The sequence below is a fragment of the Streptomyces sp. NPDC003038 genome, assembly GCF_040611115.1.
GTDB lineage: Bacteria > Actinomycetota > Actinomycetes > Streptomycetales > Streptomycetaceae > Streptomyces.
The window spans coordinates 38,553-58,503 of record NZ_JBEXNN010000034.1 but is presented as its reverse complement, the minus strand read 5'-3'; the positions used below and the strand labels follow the sequence as shown (position 1 = coordinate 58,503).

The following is a 19,951-nucleotide window of genomic DNA, read 5'->3' as shown; positions in this document are numbered from 1 at the left end:
ACCAACCACAACCCCCACCCAACCCACCCACCCCCTAAAACCAACCAGAAGGTCCGTATTTAATCAACCCAACCCCCACCACACCCCAACACCCACCCGCACCAGAGAACCACCCCCCCACACCCACCAACCCACACAGCCGACCACACCCCCTCCCCCAACCACCCCACCCAAACCCCGACAGCCACAGCGCCCGTGAGCCACAGTCAGCTGCTCTCCCCCAACCCCACCTGAGCAGCCAAGAAGGACCCGCACCCACCCTCCGCCATGTCGCAGGCGGAACAGACCCCGGATACACCGGGCCGACCGCGGGCAAACGCGTCCCCATGAACGCTCTCCGCCACTGGGAAAACGCCGTCGAGCAGTGGGAAAACGCACTGCTCGCCAAACTGTCACCACGCGAGCCGGTCGAACTACTGGAAGCCCTACGCCATGAATGCGACCAGCAGGCAGTCATCTGCAGCCACGACCGCGTCGTAGTACCCAACGCCTACGAAGTGGAACTGCCCCCGGAAACCCACACAAAACTCGCACCACACGCCCACCGCATCGGCCCCCTGCTCACCGACGCCCTCGCCCGCCACGGCGAGGCCCGCGGTTACGAGTGGGCCGGCCCCCTCACCGTACGACTCCGCCCATCCCCACACCTCCGCGACAACCGCTACCGCATCACGAGCACACCCACCCCCCACATCAGCATCGAAGCATTCACCAACTGACACATACGCGAATGACAACCAGGCTCTCCGCGCAAGCCCCCCCCCAGGGATGCGACACCGGCAGAAGGAAGCAGAAGGTAGAAAGCAGAAACGAGAAGTGAGAGAAGTGGGGAAGGTGGGACGTAGGCAGTGTGGATAGGGCCATAGGACCAAGCCGCCGCCATCCCACCCCTCCCCGCCGGTGAACCTCCGCCGCTACGGTTCCCTCCGGCGGGCGCTTTCAGTCCCGCTTCCCGCCCTCGAAGCTCCACGCTTCGACATCGCGGTAATGGATCGGTCCCGGGCCACGGGCGACGTTACTGGCGACCAAGTGCAGGCGTTCGGCCTGCCAGAAGCGGCCCGCGAATCCGGCGAGCCCAGCAGCAGCCTCCACCGCGCACGACGGATCGTCCCGGCGGGCCCGGGCCAGCGTCAGATGCGGACGCAATGGCCGACCCTCGAAGGCAACACCGCACCCCTCGACGGCCGCACGCACCTCCCCGGCCAGCAGGTGCAGCCCTTCCAGATCTCCACCGATCCCACTCCACAGGACCCGCTCACCAAAGTGCCCGCCGCCCCGCAGGGCCAGTTCCAGAGGCCGGCGCGCCACCGCGAGGTCGGCGAGCGGCGGCCGCAGGAGCGAAACAGTTGCAATAGGGAGCTCCCCGAGGAAGGCCAGGGTGATGTGCCAGTCCTCGATGCGGTTCCACCGCATGCGCGGGTAGGCGGCGTAGGCAGGCCGCAGCTCCCGCGCCAACTCTTCCTTCGCGACGTCGGGCGGGGCGAGGGCGATGAACACGCGAACGGCCGCAGCCTGCATGTTTTCGTCCGCGAAGGACTTCGTACCGTGTTCGGGCGGCTCGGTCATCTTCTGTTCCATACTCGCAGGGCAGCGGTCGCCGGACCGCCCGGCCGCCCGCACGCCGGCCCCGCCGGTCCCCGATGCGAGCAGGGGGTGTGGCGGCGCCTGCCGGACGTCAGCGCAGGGTCGCGGGTGGCGTGTCGGCAGGGCAGGCGTTGCGGCGTAGCAGCCCGCCGCCCTGAGCTGAGCTGACCGCGCGGCTGCCTCGGGTGAGGCCTGTATCGGCGTAAATACTGTCATGCGGTCCGGAGCCCCGGCATGCGGGGCATACGTCCGCCGCGGAATCTGCTCGCGTGCGGGGCAAGGGCGCAGCCCCGCAATGTCCGAACCCCGGCACGCCCACACCCGGCACATCAAAACCCCGCACACCAAAACCGCGAAAGGAAGGCTCCGGCCCGTGAGCTGAAGCCCTCCGGCAGCGACCATGCCGCCCCCTCAGCCCCCACCCACGCTTCGGCTGCGCTCACTTGGACCTTGCGCGGACGCCTCGGCAGCGCCCTTCGCGGGACGCGGCCGAGAACGGGACACCACCACCCCCACCAGGCAGAGCACCCCACCGAGCAGGATCAGCCAGGCGGGAACCTCACCCAGCAGCGCCCAGCTCAGCAGCACCACGATGGCCGGTACGGCGTACGTCGTCGCGCCCCGCTTCCTTGGCGACATGCGCGTCAGGGCGTAAGTCCACGTGGTGAAGGCGAGCGCGGTGGGCACGACACCCAGATAAACCATGTTGAGCGTCGCCGACAGCGGTGCCCTCGCCAGCTCCGTGGCAAGCTGCCCGGCGAAGGGCAGACAGGCCGCGGCGCCGAGCAGACAGCTGTACGCAGTGACCTGGAGGGGTGTCCCGAAGGAGAGCGCAGGTTTCTGAGCGACCACACCACTCGCATACGCCACCGCCGCGAGCAGGCACAAGACGACTCCCAGCACCGAGGTGGAAGCGCTTTCCCCCGACGACATCGCCGCCCGCTCACTCACCGACGACCGCCCGCTCATCCAGCCCCCGCTCCACCCCCTGCCCGACACGTTGTTCCTCGCCCAGCAGCCCATCCCCGCCACCTGTGCCACCCCGATCCCACACCGGGACACGCCGTTGAGCGCCCTGGCTGTACGGCGCCGATCAGCTCGAATCGAGACCGGATGGGGCTGAACTCTGTGCCGGAACAGCTACGTAACCACGTACGACTAGCCCCTGCGGCCCGTACCGGAGGCAAAGCCCAGCCAGGTGTGGCGGTTGCCCCACCAGCACCAGCCGACCTTCGGGGCGTTGCGTCGCTCGCGGCCGTCTCGCCCTGTGCCGTTGCTGATCCAGATCGCCGGGGTGCGGGCGTCCAGGGCGCCGTTTGCCTTGCGCAGCCGGGACCCGATGGTCATGAAGCAGCGGTTCCGCTCGAGGACCGCCGGCTGCTGGAGCACCCAGTGGAGGCCTTCGGTGAGCAGCAGCGGGGTGCGGTCCTCCTGGGTGAGGGCGGGCAGCGCCTCCTGCGGGCTCCAGTCGGCCATGCGGTCGCCGCGGTCGAGGCCGGTGACGAGGTAGAGAGGAGCGTCGGGCAGCTCGACGGTGTAGGGGGCGAACAGGTCGACGTCGGGCATGTCGGCGACGACGAAGCCGGGCTTGCCGCCGCGGTGGAGCAGCGGCGCGAGGACGGAGGCGGGGGCGAGGTCCGGGTGGACGGTGAGTAGGGCGTCACCATCTGCGCGGTCGGCGTTTTCGACGAAGGCGCGCAGGTCATCGGCGGGTATCCGAGCGAGCTCGTGCACCCCCAGCTCGATCAGGCGCTCTGCCTGGATGGCGAGCGGCGGGAGAGGGGGCACGGTGACGGTAGACGAGGTATCGGGCAAGGCACTCCCCCGGTTCACGGTTCGCAGCAGTGGGCCTGACGTCCAACGAAACGCCCCACCGGGGTGTTCCCGGCGCAGCGGTGCCGCGACAGACCAAGCCCTCGGAACTACGCAACGCAACTGCATTGGTATGCCTACGCGACGGGCGGCACACTGGTTTTCCCGGATGGCCGGAAGGCGGCCGCGTCGGCAAGTCCGCCCCGGACCAGGGGGCAGCAAGCAGGGCTGCCGTCCAGAACGTGCCTCGTGCAGCCCGGAGGCATACGCACATGGCGGCGCACAGGTGCGCCACCATGCCCGTCGGCTGCTGCCCTGCGCGGGCGCCCCGCGCTGTGGATCCGATGGCGCACGGAGCGCTGCGTGCTGAACTGCCAGCCGGTGTCGCCCGCCTTCACCTGCCGGCGCGCTCGACCCGCTCCCCCGTCCGGTACTCACTGGCCTCGGTCGCCGACACGGCGGCAATCACCGGCGGGGCTGTCTCTCCTGAGGCCCGAGAAATGCGCTGAACCGGGACCGGCAGCGGATCGCAGAAGAGAAACACCCTGCCGCGCTCCCCTACCCTCCGTTGATCCGGTGCTGAGGATGCGGCAAAGGTGCCCATCGGCTGAGCCCAGAACGATCGGCTCCCTGCGCGGTCAAGGAGCTTTTCGGAAGACCTGACGCTGCGCGGTCTTCCCGCGTTCGCCCCCTCTCCCCCTCCTCGCCGCCTCGGTAGCGCACTCCGCACCCGCTTGGGCGAGGCTGCGGAGCACGAACGGTCGCGGCTCGGGCCGACCCTGCCTGAGTACGCGCTCCCCTGCCGTTGTTCGAGGCGATCGACCGGCTACCCGTAGGCGGAGCACCGTGAGGGATACAAGCGGGACCTCTACAAGCACTGGAACAAGGGCCTCAACGCTGGGTCGCCATCGAGGATGGAACCACACCGCCTCGCATGAGGAGGCGTTGCGCGGGAACACGTACGGCACTGAAGAGTGCCTGGGAGGGACTTGTGGTCGTGTTGAATCCTGAGCCGCGCTGTGTGCGGAACCTCCTTGCCCGCTATGCGAGCGCACGCATCGCGCTCACGGAGAAGGTCGTGCCGGCGTGGCAACGTGAGCTGGCAGACGTTACCTACACGCTGTGTGTGGTGACAGGCACCCGATCGATCTCGGATGCGATCGCGGCTGCTGACGAGATCTTGGCGGCAGACAGGCAGCCCGAGGCGCACCCGCAGGCATCACCCGCAGCGCATGCCCCCCGTGCCGCCTGAGACTGCGGCGATGCCGCCCGAACACTGATGCAGGGGGGACTCGGGCATCGGCGGCCGCGGACGAAGTCTGAGGTGGCTGTGCCAGAGCCCCCGACGAGGGGCTTGGCCGTTCGCGGGGCGGTCAGCCTCCAAGATTCACCTTGCTGGAGACCAGCGATGGCGCTCATAGACCGTTTTCCCGTTCCCGTTCCCGTTCCCGTTCTCGAACCGGTCCGGCAGATGCCGCCACGGGACTCCCTTGCGGAGTTCCGGTGCGGAGTTCCGGTGCGGAGTTCCGGTGCGGTACTTGAAAGCGGTCGCGTCGATCACCTGCCGGTGATCACGCCAACGCCAGAGGAAGCGCCGTTCCCCGAGGTAGCCCGGACGAGGCGCTGGGCCGCGGCCCAGAGGTATGCCGGTACCGCTTCGTCCGCGTCCAGGATGTACGCCTGTACGCGGCCGGGAGTATCGCCAGTGTTTGGGTGATGCGGACCAGGGAGTCGTCCGAGGCGTCCACCCGGCAGGTGGTGTCGTCGACCGGGCGTACACCGGTGCCCAGGCCACGGGTCAAGGCGCGGACCTGCTCCGCGGCGGCCTGGACCGTGGCGACGGCCCGGTAGCGGCAGATGAAGCGCCGGACCGTCAGCCGGATCACGAAGCCCTGCTCAGCGAGCGGAAGGTCCTTCAGCCTGCGCTGGTAACGGTCGTGGACGCGGTCCGAGAAGCGGCCGCAGTCCGGACATGCCGCCCGGCCGCGCGGCCTCTCGCTACCACCTCGACCGTGCGGAAGGCGGCCGTGACCGCCTCGACGCCCACATCGTCGATTCCGTCGAACACCGGCGAGCCCCAGAACGGTGCATCGGTCCGCATGACCATCACCATCACCGTCACCGTCCACAGCCGACCACAGCATCGACCGGCAAGCACCTGAGGGAGCGTCACTTCCGCCTGTCGGACGACAGGGCGTACGCGGTCTCACGCCAACAGTCCCCTCACGATCGAACACCGAGGTAACACTCCGCGACGGCTCCCCAAGAGGTGTGCCACAACCTCTTCGACGTGTACAAAGCCAAGGACTCTCACCGGGCGTGCCCGGAGCGCCTGCCGTCGGCCCGCAGGTGCCCATGATCCACAAGGCGGCTCCGGCGGGTAGCGTGTCATGGCGTGAGCACACCAGAAATCGAAGAGCCCGACGGTACGTTTCTCCGCCTGTTCCAGTACGCCGGACGGGACGCCGCGGCGCAGGTCGCCGAAGCGCTCGGGCGTCGGGGGCGAGTCGGCATCCTGCACCAACGGTGGAACGTGCCCCCGGAGGGGCTGCGCGACTGGGTCGCCGAACACGGCGAAAGCGGAGAAGTGGCGGCCGTCCTCGAACACTGGGGACTGACCCGCCGCCAGGCCGCTCTCGTCGCCGCCCGCGCCGACCTCGACCCCGCGCTCACCGCGTCGGCGGGCTCCGGAGATGCGGACGTGGCAGCCGGGGAGATCGAGGTTCAGTGGCTGGCGGGCCCCATCGGGCGCTTCGAGGCCTCCGGCCCGAACAGTGCGCCGTTGCCAGAGGTGGAACGACGCGTACAAGCCCGACTGGGCAGCGACGAGCAGGCCTGGGAACGGGCGTTTCAACTGCTCGCGAGCGGCTTCACGGGCGACTTCCCGTCCTTCCTCGATGCCGCCACACGCCACGACACCAGCGCCGAGGCCCCGGGTGCGCGCTTCGACCCGAAGAAGGAGGTGGCGTGGCTGATCCGGCTCGCGCCCGGCGACCTGCCTCGGCGCCTCCTGGCGCGAATCGCGCCGTGGCCGCTGCGCCGGCTCGCCTCCGGGCGCCACAGAGTGGAGCTCGCCCAGCCGTTGATCGACAGCGGCGACCGTCAAGTCTGGCAGAGCATGTTCGGCGGCGACTACCGCCTGAAGCGCCGCGGCAGTGACGATGATGCCGAGATCGAGCGCGCCTTTCTGCTCCGGGACGATCCTCAGATCAACGAGTGGCTGCTCACCGGCCTGGTCGACAAGGCACGGGACAAGGGATACGAGCTGGCCCCCGCCATCCGGCTGGCCCTGCTGGAGGGCCGTCCCTTCGGACCGGACGCCGCGGACCCGCTTCCGCGCACCCCCGCCGTGCAAGCCCTCCTCGCGTCCCCGCTGTGGGACGCAGACCTGCTGCGGCTGTGCTTCGACTCCCGCGAACCGGGCCTGGTCCTACAGGCCTTGCGCGCCTCGTTCGCGAGCCAGGACGTGCTGCTCACCCCGTACCAGCAGCTGACAGCCGGCATACGGCTGTGGGAGGCGGACCGGGTCGACGAGCTGCGCGCACTGGTGGCCGCACGAGGCAACGCCCTCCGTGACGCGGACGTGCGCGAAGCGTTTACGCTCGCGCTGGACCGGGGTTCCGTGCAGCCACTGGAAGCGGCCGCGGCGGTGCGCCGGGAGCAGGAGGACCTCCTGGACGAGGCACTGGGCGTCTGGGGCCTGCGTCTGCAGTGGGGTCTGAGGCCCTCCCAGTTGAGCTTGCTCACCCACGCGGAGCTCGCCGCCGCCAGCCGCGCCATCACCGGCGACCCCTCGTACCGGGTGGACTGGGATCTCGTACGCAGTCGCCTCGCCGATCCGGAGATGCGCCACCACCGCACCCGCGCACGTGAACAGTACGGTGTCCTGCTGGCGCACGCCGACTGCCCGCCGGACGTTGTGGCGGTCCTGACCGATCCCGAGCTCAACGGGCTCGACCTGCTGCGGCCGTATGCCGACCGGGATACCGCCATCACGACACCGACCCGTGGAAACCTCGCGGCCGGACACTACTGCACCCCGGTCTGGGTGCCCGCGGTAAGCCCCGAGGACGTACTGCGGTACGTGCGCCCGGTACAGGACGCCCTCGGCTTCGCACGAGGCGAAGCCGTCGGCCGGATCATCGAGGAGCATTTCGGGCGGGCGGCCGCCGGTGATCCGGCGGCCGAGGCGGGGCTGTGGTTGGCGCTGCGGCGCCTCACCGGGTACTTTTCGGGTCCGCTACCGCAGCTGCTGGACACCGCTGTCCGCCTGTCCGGGGGCGGTGCGCAGCTCGACGTGGTGCCTGCCGCCGACTTCCTCGTGGGCCCGGAGCTGGACTCCGCGGCCGACCTGGTCCGCGAGCGGCTGGGCGGGTCCCCCGGCCCCTGGGTGAACGCCGTGCGCCTTCTCACCGCCGGCTTCGACGGAACGCTGCCTGAACTGCTCGACGCCGCGCCGGCAGAGCTACCCGTAGAGCCCGTCTTCCTCCACGCGGCGCCGGCCGCCCTGCTCGGTCTCGCTCCCGGTGACGTCGTCGGTCCCGCCGTGGGCGGCCTGGACGTGCCCACCCGCGTCGTACTGGCCCGCACGAGCGTCAGCGCGGACGTGCTGCGAGCCCTGGTCGCGCACGGCGACCGCCAGGTGTGGGACACGCTGCTGAGCGCCCCCCGCGTGCGGCCTCCGATCGTGAAGCCGGGCAGCCCGAACTTCAGGTCCCGGCGCGCAGACGTCATCGTCCCGGCGCTTCTCGCCCAGGACGATCCCTGGCTCAACGCCCGCCTGGCCCGGGAGGAATTCGTCCGGGGGAGCAGCAAGGATGCCTCCGTGATCAGCGCCGTGCTGGCGGGGCGTCCCTTCGGGCCGCGTGAGCTGCCCGTACCGGTACTGCCCGGACTGCGGGCCGATTTCGCCGACTGGACCCCCGACTCCGGCGTCGAGCTGCCCAGTTGGACCAGCAACTCGCACTTCTACACCTCCGACGAGCCGGTGTTGGCGATGCAGGCCACGATGACCGTACGGAAGGACAACTACCAGGACCCGCCGACCACGGTGCTCAGTGTGCGGCAGAGTCTGCTGGCCGCCTCGACGATCGCCCATGCGGGTCGCTTCGACCTCTTGGAGTACGTCGTCGCGCACTGGCGCATCCGGTATCCCTACGGACAGTGCCCCGAGATTCGGGACTTGTTCGGCCGGGCCGTACGGCTGCGTTCGGCCATGGAGATCGACGCGGAGCTGTCTGCGGACGAATGAGTGGCCCGGGCCGTTCGCTGCCCGAAAGGCGGCGGACGGCCGCCCGGTGCCGACGCTGGCCATGGCCGCGGTTGCCGGGTACCGGAATGGGCCGCTGCCAGGAACCTGCCGGCGCCTCCACGGTGTCCCGCAAGCCCCGTTGCTCTCTCACGCCCCCGACTCCGGGAACTGGGGTCCGGACCGACCAGCCCAACCTGTTTCCCCGCCTGACGACGCTGGCCAAGCTGTTCGCGGCGGACACCTGGATCATCCTCGACGACGTCCAGTTCACCCGCCGCGACTACCAGCACCGCACCCGCCTTGCCGCCTTGGATGCCCCCTGAACCGACGAGGTGGCTGTCCATCCCCACCCACCTGCTCCATGGGGATCTGCGGGTCCCCAGGGCAAGCCGCACGGAGTCTTTCTGCACACGGCGGTCACCGCGGCGGCGTCGGCAGCGCGTTCGAGGCGGACGGCATCCAGCGCCGCCGTCGCGACGTGCGGCCACCAGCTGAGAGGGGCGGTGGAGCGGCATCTGACCAAGGCGATCCGTTCGCGAAACCGTTTGCGGGACGGTCTCGCGAACGGTGCCGCGAACGGCGGACTTGACGGCCGGTCTTACTCGACGAAGTACGAGTCGTGCTTGATGAAGAACTCGGTACGCTCCTCGTCGGTCGCGTTGGCGAGCTGCGACAGCCCTTCGAAATATTCTTCGCGCGGTGCCCCTGGCGCGAAAAGCATCAGCATCTCCGCTGGGGCGTCCGATGCGTTGCGGAAGGCATGCAAGCCGCCCTGCGGCACGAACAGGAAGTCGCCCTTCTTCGCATCGATCCAGTCGGCACCGTTGAACAGCCGAACCGTCCCGTCGAGGATGAAGAACGACTCCGAGATGGTCTTGTGGAAGTGTGTCTTCGGACCGCCGGCCCCGGCGCTCATCTCCACCCGGTAGAGACCGAACTCCCCGTTCGTGGACGCTTTCGTGGCGAGGTAGTGCGTTGCGTCGCCCTTCGTCGACGACAGGTCAGCCGGCGTGTCTACGGGCCTGAACACCGCGCTGACCTCACCCCTGTCCCCGGAATAGCGGGTCTCCGGATACGACATGCCTGTCCCCTCCCGTGTCTCTCCTGCACGTGCGTGTACCGCTGTCACAACCTGCCGTCCAATGCCGTTCTTCCCGGGCAACAGTGACTGTCCGTACGCCCCACCCCGCCCCGGCCCTCCACCGCGTTCTGCTGCACACTGGGCGCAACATCGAGTCGACGAGGCCCGTGAGGAGCAGGTACACCGCGATGCAGACACCAGTGGGCGGCGCGGCGCACAGGAGCCGTCGGCCCGTCACGGCGTGCGTGTTGCTCGCGGCGTTGATCGCCGGCGTCGGCACCGGGTGCGGCTCGGGATACGGCGGCAGTGAGGCGCCCGCCCCGAAGGGGCCCGGTGGGAACGGAGACCTGCTCCTGGGTGCCCGCTGGAAGATCCACTGGGTGGTCTCGGGCGGAACGAAGACCAGTGGGCCGCCGGACGCCGGCGCGTGGATCACGTTCGACCATGACGGTACTGCCGAAGGGAGCGACGGCTGCGCCCCTTTCCAGGCCCGAGTCACGGTGACGGCGTCGACGGTCTCCCTGCCCGAAACTCAGACCACGGCAGACCATGCCGGCACCTGCCCGGAGGCGCACCGTTTCTTTGAGGACCGGCTGCGGAAAGCCCTCACCGGACAGCTTTCCGTCACGGCAATCTACGACGGCACCATGGACCTCACCAACCCCCGGGGCGAGCAGGTGAGGATCACGCTCCTGTGGCCCGAGGGGTTGTACGGCAGACGGTGGCGGCTGAGCCAGCTGATCGCAGGCGACAGCTTCCTGAGCCCGCGCGACAGCGACGAGGTCTACTTCGTGTTCCGCAAGAACGGGACGGTCAGCGGCAAGCTCGGCTGCGACGACTTCGCCGGCCGCGCCGCGTTCCGTGGTGAGCAGGTGACCCTCTCCGAGTTCCGCCTGACCACAGACCAGTCCTGTGACCCGGAGACGAAACGCCAGCAGAAGTGGTGGGGCTGGGGCGTCGGCCCCCCGAAGGACTACCAGTACTCGGTCACCCACGACTCCGTGTCGATCGTCCACGACGCCGACTCTCTGCAAAGGTCCGGGTACGAACTGCGATCGCCCTGACCTGGGGCACCGAGCAGGCGGTGACCGTCGCCGACCCCCGCCGTCCGGCGCTCACTCAACACCACCGAGTCGCACTGTTTCGCTGGACAGACCCGCACCACGCGTTTGGCACGACCGGTCCATCGTCACGAGCGTAAGAGGGGGACTTCATGCCCGAGCTGGAACTCTCGGCGGGAACCATCGACTACCAGGACACCGGCGGTGACGGCCCCGTGGTCGTCCTGCTGCACGGCGTCGCCATGGACGGTTCGCTCTGGCGCCACGTCGTCGCCGGGCTCCGGGACGACTTCCGCTGCGTCGTCCCCACCCTCCCGCTCGGCGGCCACCGCCGGCCGATGCGCCCGGACGCCGATCTGTCGATCCTCGGCGTCGCCCGGCTGGTGGACGAGTTCCTCGAACGGCTTGACCTGAGCGATGTCACGCTGGTGCTCAACGACTGGGGCGGCGCACAGAGCCTTGTCGCCGACGGTCGCGCAGCCCGCATCGGCCGGCTCGTCATCACCTCCTGCGAGGCCTTCGACAACTACCCGCCCGGCCTGCCCGGCAGCAACCTGGTCACCTCCGCCAGGCTGCCCGGCGGCCTGGCCCTGGCCTTCAACCTGCTCCGCCTGAAGCCCATGCGCCGACTCCCGGTGACCTGGGGCTGGATGACCAAGCGGCCGGTGCCGCCCGAGATCATGGACGCTTGGTTCCGGCCCGTGGTCAGCTCCGCCGAGGTACGCCGCGACCTGCGCAAATACGTCCTCAGTACCCCGCCGAAGGCCGATCTGCTCGCCTGGTCCGAGGCGCTTCGCACCTTCGACCGCCCCGCCCTTGTCGCCTGGGCCGCCGAGGACCGCGTGATGTCCCCCGCTCCGGGCCTGTGCCACCAGCGGGCCAGCTTCCGCCTGCACGTCGCGCTGGACGCGGCCGCCGAGGCGGCCGGCGCCGCGGTCGAGGTGCTGGAAGCGATCAACGTGACCCTGCCGTCGGGGCTCGTCGTCCCGGACATCGTCGTCGCCGACGCCGGCGCGACCGCCGAGGACGGGGTCAGTATCGACGCCGAAGCCGTACAGCTGGTCGTCGAGCTGGTTTCCCCCGGAAACAAGCCGATGGACCGCAAGGTCAAGCCCCTGCTGCTGACGCGGCGGTGGCTCCGGCAGGCTCCGAGTTGGCGGTTGCCAATACCACCGACCAGCCCGCGCACATGTGGGTCACTACACGTGTCGGGCTCAGCGCCAAGCTGGCCGACGGCAGCACCATCACGCCGCCCTGGACTCATTAAGCCCACAGAGGGTCGGTGGTCACGCTTCCCGGATCAGCGACGCCTCGGTCACAACCGAACCGTCCACCTTCTGCTTCTGGGTGAGGGTACGTACGCGGGCGAAGTAGCGCAGACCCACGGCGGCGCCGGCAAGAGCCGCCCGCTGGCCAGGGCGAGGTCATCAAGGATGGCGTGAATGCTGCCGCATCAGTCGATGCGGCGGCGTGCGACCCGTCCTGATCCACTTCTCCCGATCAGCCCGCCTGTCATGCCCGTTGCCCGGGCCCGCCCGATAGTCCCGACCGCCGCCGAGCGCGAGCGGTTGAAGAAGATGGCCTACGGCCACAAGACCGAGCACCGGCTGCGGGTCCGCGCGCAGATCGTCCTGCACGCGGCACGGGGGCGCTCCAACGCGCGCATCGCCCACGAGACGGGGCTGCACCTGGACACGGTTCGTGCCTGGCGGGGCCGGTTGGCCCATGGTGGGCTGTCGGCCCTGGCCGACCGCAAGCGCTCGGGGCGCCCCGCCCGTGTCACCCCCGTGCAGGTCGCCGAGGCCAAGGCGCTGGCCTGTCAGTTGCCCGCCGAGACCGGCGTGCCGTTGTCGCGGTGGTCCCGCCCAGAGATGGCCGCCGAGATGACCGCGCGCGGGATCACCGAGACGGTCTCCGCGTCCACGGTTCGCCGCTGGCCGCGCGAGGACGCGCTCCAGCCGTGGCAGTACCGGTCCTGGATCTTCATCCGCGATCCGGACTTCCGTGCCAAGGCCCAGCGACTCCTGGATCTGTACGCCCGCACGTTCGATGGTGTCCCGCTGGGCCCGGACGAGTACGTCCTGTCCAGCGACGAGAAGACTTCCGTCCAGGCCCGCTGCCGCTGCCATCCCACCCTGGCCCCGGGCCGGGCCCGGGCGATGCGCGTCAACCACGAGTAGGGCCGCGGCGGCGCGCTGGCCTACCTGGCCGCCTACGACGCCACCGCGCGAAGGTCTTCGGCCGCTGCGAGCCGAAGACCGGCATCGTCCCCTTCATGGCCCTGGTCACCCAGGTTATGACCACCGAGCCCTACGCGAGCGCCAGACGCGTCTTCTGGATCGTCGACAACGGCTCCTCCCACCGGGGGAAGAAGGCCATCGACCGTCTGACCAAGGCGTTTCCGAATGCGGTCATGGTCCACACCCCTGTCCACGCCTCCTGGACAAACCAGATCGAGATCGTCTTCTCGATCGTCCAGCGCAAGGTCGTCTCACCCAACGACTTCACGGACCTCAACCAGGTCCGGGACCGGATCCGAGCCTTCGAAGACCGCTACAACGCCACGGCACAGCCGTTCCAGTGGAAGTTCACCACCTGTGACCTGGACGATCTGCTGGCCAGACTCGACCGACACACACCCACCCGCCGACAAGAAGAATCCCCCATCTCCCTGGCAGCCTGATCAACCCCCGAAGGACTTCCGGAGTCGACCACTTAGCATGCGCCTCGGCCCGGCGGAGGACAGGCCGGTTCCATAGCCCGAGCCTCCGCCTGGTGTCCTGTCCCCGGGCCGGCCTGCATCAGGCCAGCGGTCGTGAGGGCGAGCACTCCGGCGAACGCGAAGCGCACAGCGATTCTGCGAGTGGTGTTCGTGTCCATACGCCTTAAAGGACATGAAGCGCACGCGTCACGCCCGCCCGCAGACATCGATCACAGAAAGAAGTCCAGCTCAAGGCTGCTAACACGGCCTGTCCATACGCACGGCCCAGTGCCCCACCCTGCCGCCTGGCCTCTCGGCGAGGCTGGTCCAACTTCGGTGGCAGTGACGCACTGGCTGTCCAACTTCGACGACGAACGGTCCAAGCTCGCCTGTAGGGTCTCGCCGCTCGTGGCCCAGGCCGTGTCCGCTCATCAGCACTTCTTGCGCTGTCTCGGGTTGCCGGGAAGAGCGTCCTCAAGGTGCGCCAGTTCCTCCGTGCTCAGCTTGAGGTCCGCGGCCTTGGCCGAGTCGGTGATGGAGGCCGGGCGGCTGGCTCCCGGTACCGGGATCACTGCCGGGGAGCGGGCCAGCAGCCAGGCCAGGACGATCTGTTGCGGGCTGACGCCGCGCTCGGCGGCGGTGCGGTGGAAGGCGGTGCTGGCGGTGCTGGCGGAGCTGGCGGAGGTGGGGTCGGAGGGGCCGTCGAGGGAGCTGCGGGAGATGCCGCCCAGCGGGCTCCAGGGCAGAAAGGCCAGGCCCAGCTCAGTGCTCAGCTGCAGCTCGGGCTCACTGTCGCGGACGGCGGGAGAGTACTGGTTTTGCACGGAGACGAGTCCGTCGCCAAGGATCGCGTGCGCTTCGCGGATCTGTGCGGTGGTGACGTTGGAGATCCCGGCGGCGCGGATCGTGCCGGCGTCGAGCAGCTCGCGCAGGGCGCCGACGGACTCCGCCCAGGGCACGGCGGGGTCCGGCTTGTGCAGCTGGTACAGGCCGATGGCCTCGACGCCCAGGCGCTTCGCGGAGGCCTCGGCGGCGCGCTTGAGGTGGGCGGGGGTGGCGGTGACGGTCCAGGTGCCGTCGCCGGGCCAGCCGCGGCCACCTTTCGTGGCGACCAGGACGCCGGAGGTGTCGCCGCCGTAGCGGGCAAGGGCGCGGGCGATCAGGAGTTCGTTGTGGCCGGCCTCGCCGGCGTGCCAGTGGTAGCTGTCGGCGGTGTCGATGAGCGTGACGCCGGCGTCGAGGGCGGCGTGGATGGTGGCGATGGCCCGCGCCTGCTCCGGGCGGTGCTCGATGGACAGCGGCATGGCGCCCAGGCCGATGGCGCTGACGGTGGTGTCTGCGATGGTGCGGTACGGCATGGCGGCTCTGTTCCTCAGGTGGTGGGTGACGGCTCGGTGGTGAGGGCTTCGGCGACGGCGCCGGGCAGCCAGTCGGTGGTGCGGGAGAAGGGAAAGCCCAGCTCCTTCGCGCGGGCGTTGCTCATGGCGTAGTGGCGGTCGAAGGAGAACGGCGAAGCATCCTCGCCCGCGGGGACGGTCCGGTGGACGGGCTCCCGGCCGGCCTGCGCGGCGATGATCGAGGCGAGGGCGTGTACGTCCAGCGGGCCGTCGGAGCAGGCGTTGAGCGGGCCGGTGAAGTCGGCTGTGGTCGCCCACAGCAGCAGGTCCGCCAGCTCCTCGTAGTGGATGAAGACCGTGGGCAGCGCCTGCGCGTGTACGGTGATCTCTTCGCCTCGGGCGATGCGTTCGGCGTAGTGGGCGAGCCGGCCGGTGAATTCCTGGGCGCCGCCGCCGAGCACGTGGGCGCTGCGCACACTGGCGAAGGCGAACGCGCCGTCACGGGTGAAGACGGCCTCCGCCTGGCGCTTGCCCTCGGCGTAGTGCGCCTCCAGATACGCGTCGTCGCGCCAGGGAAGGTCCATGGCCACCAGCCAGGTCGCGGGGTCCACGATGTCCTCCGGTACCGGCGTGCCCGCTGGCACAGCCGGCAGCGCTGCGGTCGCCGGGTCGTAGACCTCGATGGTGGAGGTCATGACGTAGCGCCGGGAGCGGCCGGCGAAGGCGCGGGCGGCGATAGCGGCCTGCACGGGGGTGTAGCAGACCTGATCGACAACCACGTCGAAGGTGCGGGAGCCGAGCGCGGCCGTCAGGGCGGCCTCGTCATTCCGGTCGATGACGAGGTGCTCGACACCGGCGGGCGGCTGGGCGGAGCCACGGTTGATCACAGTGACCTGGTGGCCTGCCGCATGCAGGCGTTTCACCAGGAGCTTTCCGAAGTACCGGCTTCCACCGATGACGCAGATCTTTTGCATGCCCTCCATCCTGGACAGCTACCGTCATCAGCAGAAGTGCCGACTTACTGGAAACGGGTTAAGGAAAACTGTTGATCGATGTGCAGCGGCTCCGTGTCCTGCGGGCGGTGGCGGAGCACGGCAGCTTCAACCGGGCGGCCACCGCCCTGCGCCTCACCCCCTCGGCCGTCTCCCAGCACGTGGCCGCACTGGAGCGCAGCCTCGGCGCCCAGGTCGTCGCCCGCAGCACCCGCGGCGTCACCCTCACCCCGGCCGGCCAGATCATGGTCGGCGCCGCCGAATCCGTCGCCGCCGAGCTCGAACACGCGAAACAGCAGGTCGACCAGCTCAGCACGGGACGCGTACAGCTCACCGTCGCTACCTTCACCAGCGGCGGCAGGCTCCTGCTGCCCGGCGCCCTCACACGGCTCATGACAGCCCATCCCCGCACCGTGCTCCACGTCAGGGAGGGAGAACCCGAGGACACCCTGCCGCTCGTCCGCCAGGGCGCCGTGGACCTCGCCCTCGCCTACCACTTCGACGGCCCGCTGCCCGCTGGGCCGGGCCCCGGCTCCAGCCTGGAATGGACCCCACTCCTGGAAGACCCCCTGCACGTCGTCCTGCCGGAGAGGCATCGACTCGCCGACCGCGACGTGCTCGACCTCACCGAGCTGGCAGCCGAGCCCTGGGTGCTCGGCTGCCTGAAGACCGAGGCGTACCTGCGCCGCTACGCCGAGCGCGCCGGCTTCGACCCGGAAGTGCGCGGCACCACCACCGACTACTTCTTCGCCCGCTCCCTCGTCGCCGCCGGCATGGGAATCTCCCTGATCCCCTCCATCGCACACGCACCGCAGATCCCCGGCCTACGCACCGTCCCCATCAAGCCGCCGGCTCCGATCCGGCACATCGGCATCGCCACGATCAGCCACAGGGATCGGCCGCACGTCACGACGCTCATCCAAGCCCTTCGTGAGCAGGCGGTGCAGCAGCCCTAGGGACTTTGATCCCGCCTCGGTGACGGCCTTGAGGAACATCGGTACAGCGGTGGCCGGCGGGAATGATCATGGGCGGCTAGGGCCTGTCTGACGTCGTGATCAGTCAGCGGCCTTCAGGAGGTCGTCGATCCAGATCATTGCGGCGCTGAGGTGGAGGCCTGCGGGGTAGCTCTCGGGTGCCTTCATAGCGGGTGGCGATGCCGCGCCAGGCCTTCAGTTTGTTGATCAGGCGTTCCACGGTGTTCCGTTCCTTGTAGAGATCGGCGTCGTGGCTGACGGGCCGGCCGCCTCTCGCGCCTTTCCGCTTCCGGTGGGCGACCTGGTCCTTCTTCTCCGGGATGACCGCCTTGATGTTGCGTTTGCCCAGGTAGGCGCGGTTGCCCCGGGATGAGTAGGCCTTGTCCGCGGCGACCGCGCCGGGCCTGTTGCGGGGACGGCCGACGGGCAGACGGACCCGCACCCTCCGCAGAACGGGGATGAATTGCGGACTGTCCGCGGCCTGCCCGGCGGTCAGGACGAACGCGAGCGGACGGCATTTGCGGTCCGCGGCCAGATGGACTTTGCTGGTCAGTCCGCCCCGGGACCTGCCGAGCAGGGCTTCCTTCAGCCGGAGCTTGCGCCTGCGTCGGACGCGTCGACGCTCGGCCTGTCCGGTCCGTTCCTCCGGTCAGCCCCCATTTTCCGGGCCTCCTCCTGCCCCCGCGCAGCCTCTTCCAGAGCCTCCATGAGGCCCTTACCGACGCGCATCCCGGCGGTATCGTGGTGGGCACGGACCGTTGTGGAATCCACGCTGACCAGCGACAAGTCCGTTCTCCCCGCGCGGGCCGCCTCGGCGATCAGGCCCTCCAGCAGAGCGGAGAAGACACCGGCGTCCCGCCAGACCCGGAAACGCCCGTAGACAGTGGCCCAGGGACCGAACGCGGAGGGCATCTCCCGGCACTGGCCGCTGGAGCGGAACCCGCCAGGTCACCCCCTCAAATTGTTCCCGCAGCCGCTCGGGTTACGGGGCGAACCTGCGAATCGGCAGATACGGCTCGATGAACTTCCACTGAGCATCGGTCAGTTGCCTACGCGTCACCCTCAGCCCAACCTCGGGACCGGCCGAGGGCCGGGGGCTTCGGAGCCCCTTTTTCGGGCCCCGGCCGCGTGCTGGTGGGCGCGGACGATGCTGGAGTCGACCGATTCCAGCCACTCGATGTCGCCTCCGGCGTCTGCTTTCTCCTGCGCCGCCTGAAGCATCCGCTCGAAGGTCCCGTCCGCCGCCCACCTGCGGAAACGCGCGTGGAGGCTGGCCCACGACCCGTATCGCTCGGGCACATCCCGCCAGGCTACCCCGGTCCTGAACTTCCACACGATCCCGTTGAGGACCGTCCGGTCGTCCAGCCGCGGTCGCCCCAACGAGGGCCGGGACAGCAACGGCTGCACGAGTTCCCACTCGGCATCGGGCAGTTCATGGTGACGTATCACGGTCCCGTGATCCACAATGCCAGATCACTTTGACGACAGACCCTTGGGCCCCGGGCCCCCGGGTACGCGTGCCAGCGCAGCAGCTTCGCCTGTCCCCCGCACTCCAGCGAGCCTCGTACCGATCCAGGGGGGAGGGCCACGCCAGGAGGGAGGCCCGTGGGCGCCGACGCGTGCGGGCTTCAGCACTGCGGTAGCTCGGTCCTGGTCAGCGCCAGCGGGGAACTCGACGAGGACGCGGCCGAGACACTCCAGCAGGCGCTGAACAGCGTCACCGCCTGCGAACGGGATCTCCTGGTGGACTTGCACGGTGTCGCGGTCATGGACTCCCACGGCCTGCTGCACCTCCTAGACCTGCACCGGCGTGCGGAGTACCTGGGCCTGCGGGTCTTGGTCACCGGCTGGCAGCCCCAGCCTCAGCAGCTCATGGCCGAGCCGGGCCCGCGTCCCCGGGCCCGGCTCGGCCACCGGAGAGCGCTATGAGCTGGCCGGCTTCCGCCAGTTCCTCGAGGACCGGGCGCAGCGCGCCCGGGATCGTGCGGATTTCACTGCCGGATGGCTGCCCCGCGCCCAGCGGGGCAGCAGCGGCCGCGGCCCGGCGCGGAGCGTCTTCCCGGGCCCGGGCCCTCGGCCAGGTTTTGCGCCCGGGGTAACGGCAGTACCTCAGAGGTCGTCGTGCAGGTCCACGGAGCGGCGAAATCATCTGCGCACGCCTACCCTGGAAGCCCGCCCGTCCTGGTGAGTCGGCCTAGACCTGGGTGATCTGCGGCTGCATCACGCGCAGGCGCCAGCGGAGCTCGCGGGCCGCGTCGCGGTCGGTCATGACGGCGGGTGTCACCGTGATCATCAGGGGAGGCCGAGGGTGTCGACGGCGATGTGTCTCTTGCGCCCCTTATCTTGAGCCGTCGTGATGAGGATGAGCCTGACCTAGGACGATGCGATGTGGACAGTGTCCTTGACGCGGAGGTTGGAGACGTCCCGGCTGCGGAAAGGGTCTCGTCCGGCGTGTCGATCGCTCCTGAGAGTCAGCTGGACGATGTCTCGATTGTCGTTTCGACGGAATGGTGTCGGAGCCGGGCGGCTACGAGTTCCATCTCGACGAGCGTGCCCACGAGGCCAGCCGTCCTCAACTCCTCCATCATAGCCAGTGCTTGTGCCAGTGACAGTCCGTGCACCTCTCGAAGAGCGCGAAGGACGGGCACTGCACTCGCCGTGGGCTCTTTCAGCCGGAGCCGGGCAGGTCCATGTTCTGCCAAGAGGGCCTGGCGGATCTCCTCCGGAGTCGCGTCGCCGCTGTCCTGCTCGCACCACGCGACGGGGCAGGACTGGCAGTCCCCCTCGGTTCCCCACCACAGACGTCCGCGTTCGATGAACTGGCCGGTGTCGAGTATCAACACGCCGCTGCATGCCTCGCACTGCGCTGTGATCTTCACGCCCTGGGTTATCACCATGCTCCTCAACATCGGCCTTCGCCCCGGATGGTGCCGCAACAGCTCTCCCTTCGTCGACCGCATATCCTCGCCGAGTTCCCGCGCGGCTGCCGGAACAGTGCGGTCGTGATGCCGGCGCGCCTCAGCTTCTCAGCACGGGCCGACCGCCCTCGGAGCTGGTGGCTTCGCCGTGGCGCGGATGCCTCAGACGTCGGCCTGCGGCGTTCGCCCAACGACAGGGCCAAGGCCTGCCTGAGCTCGCGGTGGCGAGGAAGACCCGGA

Annotated in this window: 19 protein-coding genes and 3 pseudogenes; 10 read left to right on the top strand and 12 right to left on the bottom strand. The window is 69.5% G+C overall.

Annotation, left to right across the window (positions count from 1 at the left end):
* Positions 1–326: 326 nt before the first annotated feature.
* On the top strand, positions 327–719 hold the full coding sequence (locus ABZX75_RS29265; RefSeq protein WP_355415732.1) for a DUF3662 domain-containing protein: 393 nt from the start codon (positions 327–329) through the stop codon (positions 717–719).
* A gap of 220 nt (positions 720–939) precedes the next feature.
* Here the strand turns inward: ABZX75_RS29265 and thpR are convergent, their stop codons facing one another.
* The 3 genes and pseudogenes from thpR to ABZX75_RS29250 form a co-directional block, all read right to left on the bottom strand.
* A complete protein-coding gene (gene thpR / locus ABZX75_RS29260; protein WP_355415738.1) occupies positions 940–1,566 on the bottom strand; it encodes an RNA 2',3'-cyclic phosphodiesterase in 627 nt (208 codons plus the stop codon).
* A gap of 429 nt (positions 1,567–1,995) precedes the next feature.
* Positions 1,996–2,493, bottom strand: a pseudogene (locus ABZX75_RS29255) (DMT family transporter); the annotation flags it as partial.
* A 249-nt stretch (positions 2,494–2,742) separates the two neighbouring features.
* Positions 2,743–3,399 (bottom strand): DUF5701 family protein, encoded by a 657-nt coding sequence (locus ABZX75_RS29250; protein ID WP_355415730.1) that lies wholly within the window; start codon positions 3,397–3,399, stop codon positions 2,743–2,745.
* Between the two features lie 931 nt (positions 3,400–4,330).
* On the opposite strand from ABZX75_RS29250, the gene ABZX75_RS29245 reads away from it, so the two are divergent.
* A complete protein-coding gene (locus tag ABZX75_RS29245; RefSeq protein WP_355415728.1) occupies positions 4,331–4,648 on the top strand; it encodes a DUF5133 domain-containing protein in 318 nt (105 codons plus the stop codon).
* Positions 4,649–4,795: 147 nt separating this feature from the next.
* On the opposite strand, the pseudogene ABZX75_RS29240 reads toward ABZX75_RS29245, so the two are convergent.
* The 3 genes and pseudogenes from ABZX75_RS29240 to ABZX75_RS29230 all read right to left on the bottom strand — a co-directional run.
* Positions 4,796–4,975: pseudogene (locus ABZX75_RS29240) on the bottom strand (hypothetical protein); the annotation flags it as partial.
* Positions 4,968–5,315 (bottom strand): hypothetical protein, encoded by a 348-nt coding sequence (locus ABZX75_RS29235; RefSeq protein WP_355415736.1) that lies wholly within the window; start codon positions 5,313–5,315, stop codon positions 4,968–4,970. The gene ABZX75_RS29235 and the pseudogene ABZX75_RS29240, both read right to left, overlap by 8 nt.
* Complete coding sequence (locus tag ABZX75_RS29230) at positions 5,312–5,518, bottom strand: hypothetical protein (protein ID WP_355415740.1); 207 nt, start codon at positions 5,516–5,518, stop codon at positions 5,312–5,314. Before ABZX75_RS29230 ends, ABZX75_RS29235 begins: the two co-directional genes overlap by 4 nt.
* A gap of 273 nt (positions 5,519–5,791) precedes the next feature.
* Here ABZX75_RS29230 and ABZX75_RS29225 point away from each other — a divergent pair, with 273 nt between their 5' ends.
* Together ABZX75_RS29225 and ABZX75_RS29220 are read left to right on the top strand one after the other, a co-directional pair.
* Entirely contained in the window at positions 5,792–8,647 is a 2,856-nt protein-coding gene (locus tag ABZX75_RS29225) for a hypothetical protein (RefSeq protein ID WP_355415726.1), read from the top strand.
* 122 nt (positions 8,648–8,769) lie between these two features.
* Positions 8,770–8,970 carry a WbqC family protein gene (locus tag ABZX75_RS29220; RefSeq protein WP_355415724.1) on the top strand — a complete coding sequence of 67 codons (201 nt, stop codon included), beginning with the start codon at positions 8,770–8,772 and terminating at the stop codon, positions 8,968–8,970.
* A 275-nt stretch (positions 8,971–9,245) separates the two neighbouring features.
* Here ABZX75_RS29220 and ABZX75_RS29215 read toward each other — a convergent pair whose 3' ends face one another.
* Complete coding sequence (locus ABZX75_RS29215) at positions 9,246–9,728, bottom strand: cupin domain-containing protein (protein ID WP_355415722.1); 483 nt, start codon at positions 9,726–9,728, stop codon at positions 9,246–9,248.
* 188 nt (positions 9,729–9,916) lie between these two features.
* On the opposite strand from ABZX75_RS29215, the gene ABZX75_RS29210 reads away from it, so the two are divergent.
* The 4 genes from ABZX75_RS29210 to ABZX75_RS29195 all read left to right on the top strand — a co-directional run bounded on the left by ABZX75_RS29210 (position 9,917) and on the right by ABZX75_RS29195 (position 13,472).
* Positions 9,917–10,792, top strand: a complete 876-nt coding sequence (locus ABZX75_RS29210; RefSeq protein ID WP_355415720.1) for an META domain-containing protein — start codon at positions 9,917–9,919, stop codon at positions 10,790–10,792.
* Between the two features lie 149 nt (positions 10,793–10,941).
* Positions 10,942–12,231: an alpha/beta fold hydrolase gene (locus tag ABZX75_RS29205; protein WP_355415718.1), complete on the top strand. Its 1,290-nt coding sequence runs from the start codon at positions 10,942–10,944 to the stop codon at positions 12,229–12,231.
* A 72-nt stretch (positions 12,232–12,303) separates the two neighbouring features.
* A complete protein-coding gene (locus ABZX75_RS29200; protein ID WP_355415716.1) occupies positions 12,304–12,969 on the top strand; it encodes a helix-turn-helix domain-containing protein in 666 nt (221 codons plus the stop codon).
* Positions 12,906–13,472, top strand: a complete 567-nt coding sequence (locus ABZX75_RS29195) for a transposase (RefSeq protein WP_355415734.1) — start codon at positions 12,906–12,908, stop codon at positions 13,470–13,472. The genes ABZX75_RS29200 and ABZX75_RS29195 overlap by 64 nt, the downstream gene beginning before the upstream one ends.
* Before the next feature lie 449 nt (positions 13,473–13,921).
* Here ABZX75_RS29195 and ABZX75_RS29190 read toward each other — a convergent pair whose 3' ends face one another.
* Both ABZX75_RS29190 and ABZX75_RS29185 read right to left on the bottom strand, forming a co-directional pair.
* Entirely contained in the window at positions 13,922–14,848 is a 927-nt protein-coding gene (locus tag ABZX75_RS29190; RefSeq protein ID WP_355415714.1) for an aldo/keto reductase, read from the bottom strand.
* Between the two features lie 14 nt (positions 14,849–14,862).
* Entirely contained in the window at positions 14,863–15,801 is a 939-nt protein-coding gene (locus ABZX75_RS29185; protein ID WP_355415712.1) for an NAD-dependent epimerase/dehydratase family protein, read from the bottom strand.
* A 71-nt stretch (positions 15,802–15,872) separates the two neighbouring features.
* Between ABZX75_RS29185 and ABZX75_RS29180 the strand changes: the two genes are divergently transcribed.
* A complete protein-coding gene (locus ABZX75_RS29180; RefSeq protein ID WP_355415710.1) occupies positions 15,873–16,775 on the top strand; it encodes a LysR family transcriptional regulator in 903 nt (300 codons plus the stop codon).
* A 99-nt stretch (positions 16,776–16,874) separates the two neighbouring features.
* Here the strand turns inward: ABZX75_RS29180 and ABZX75_RS29175 are convergent.
* Positions 16,875–17,745: pseudogene (locus ABZX75_RS29175) on the bottom strand (IS5 family transposase).
* A 110-nt stretch (positions 17,746–17,855) separates the two neighbouring features.
* Positions 17,856–18,242 (bottom strand): IS5 family transposase, encoded by a 387-nt coding sequence (locus ABZX75_RS29170; RefSeq protein ID WP_355415708.1) that lies wholly within the window; start codon positions 18,240–18,242, stop codon positions 17,856–17,858.
* Positions 18,243–18,398: 156 nt separating this feature from the next.
* On the opposite strand from ABZX75_RS29170, the gene ABZX75_RS29165 reads away from it, so the two are divergent.
* Positions 18,399–18,722, top strand: coding sequence for an STAS domain-containing protein (locus ABZX75_RS29165; protein WP_355415706.1), 324 nt, complete (start codon positions 18,399–18,401; stop codon positions 18,720–18,722).
* A gap of 542 nt (positions 18,723–19,264) precedes the next feature.
* Here ABZX75_RS29165 and ABZX75_RS29160 read toward each other — a convergent pair.
* Positions 19,265–19,690 (bottom strand): hypothetical protein, encoded by a 426-nt coding sequence (locus tag ABZX75_RS29160; RefSeq protein ID WP_355415704.1) that lies wholly within the window; start codon positions 19,688–19,690, stop codon positions 19,265–19,267.
* Positions 19,691–19,951 lie beyond the last annotated feature (261 nt).

What these genes read in the sequence shown, in the direction of transcription:
- ABZX75_RS29265 (WP_355415732.1), top strand. Translation starts at nt 327, where the DNA reads ATGAACGCTCTCCGCCACTGGGAAAACGCCGTCGAGCAGTGGGAAAAC.
- thpR (WP_355415738.1), bottom strand. Translation starts at nt 1,566, where the DNA reads ATGACCGAGCCGCCCGAACACGGTACGAAGTCCTTCGCGGACGAAAAC.
- ABZX75_RS29245 (WP_355415728.1), top strand. Translation starts at nt 4,331, where the DNA reads ATGAGGAGGCGTTGCGCGGGAACACGTACGGCACTGAAGAGTGCCTGG.
- ABZX75_RS29215 (WP_355415722.1), bottom strand. Translation starts at nt 9,728, where the DNA reads ATGTCGTATCCGGAGACCCGCTATTCCGGGGACAGGGGTGAGGTCAGC.
- ABZX75_RS29210 (WP_355415720.1), top strand. Translation starts at nt 9,917, where the DNA reads ATGCAGACACCAGTGGGCGGCGCGGCGCACAGGAGCCGTCGGCCCGTC.
- ABZX75_RS29205 (WP_355415718.1), top strand. Translation starts at nt 10,942, where the DNA reads ATGCCCGAGCTGGAACTCTCGGCGGGAACCATCGACTACCAGGACACC.
- ABZX75_RS29200 (WP_355415716.1), top strand. Translation starts at nt 12,304, where the DNA reads ATGCCCGTTGCCCGGGCCCGCCCGATAGTCCCGACCGCCGCCGAGCGC.
- ABZX75_RS29190 (WP_355415714.1), bottom strand. Translation starts at nt 14,848, where the DNA reads ATGCCGTACCGCACCATCGCAGACACCACCGTCAGCGCCATCGGCCTG.
- ABZX75_RS29185 (WP_355415712.1), bottom strand. Translation starts at nt 15,801, where the DNA reads ATGCAAAAGATCTGCGTCATCGGTGGAAGCCGGTACTTCGGAAAGCTC.
- ABZX75_RS29160 (WP_355415704.1), bottom strand. Translation starts at nt 19,690, where the DNA reads ATGGTGATAACCCAGGGCGTGAAGATCACAGCGCAGTGCGAGGCATGC.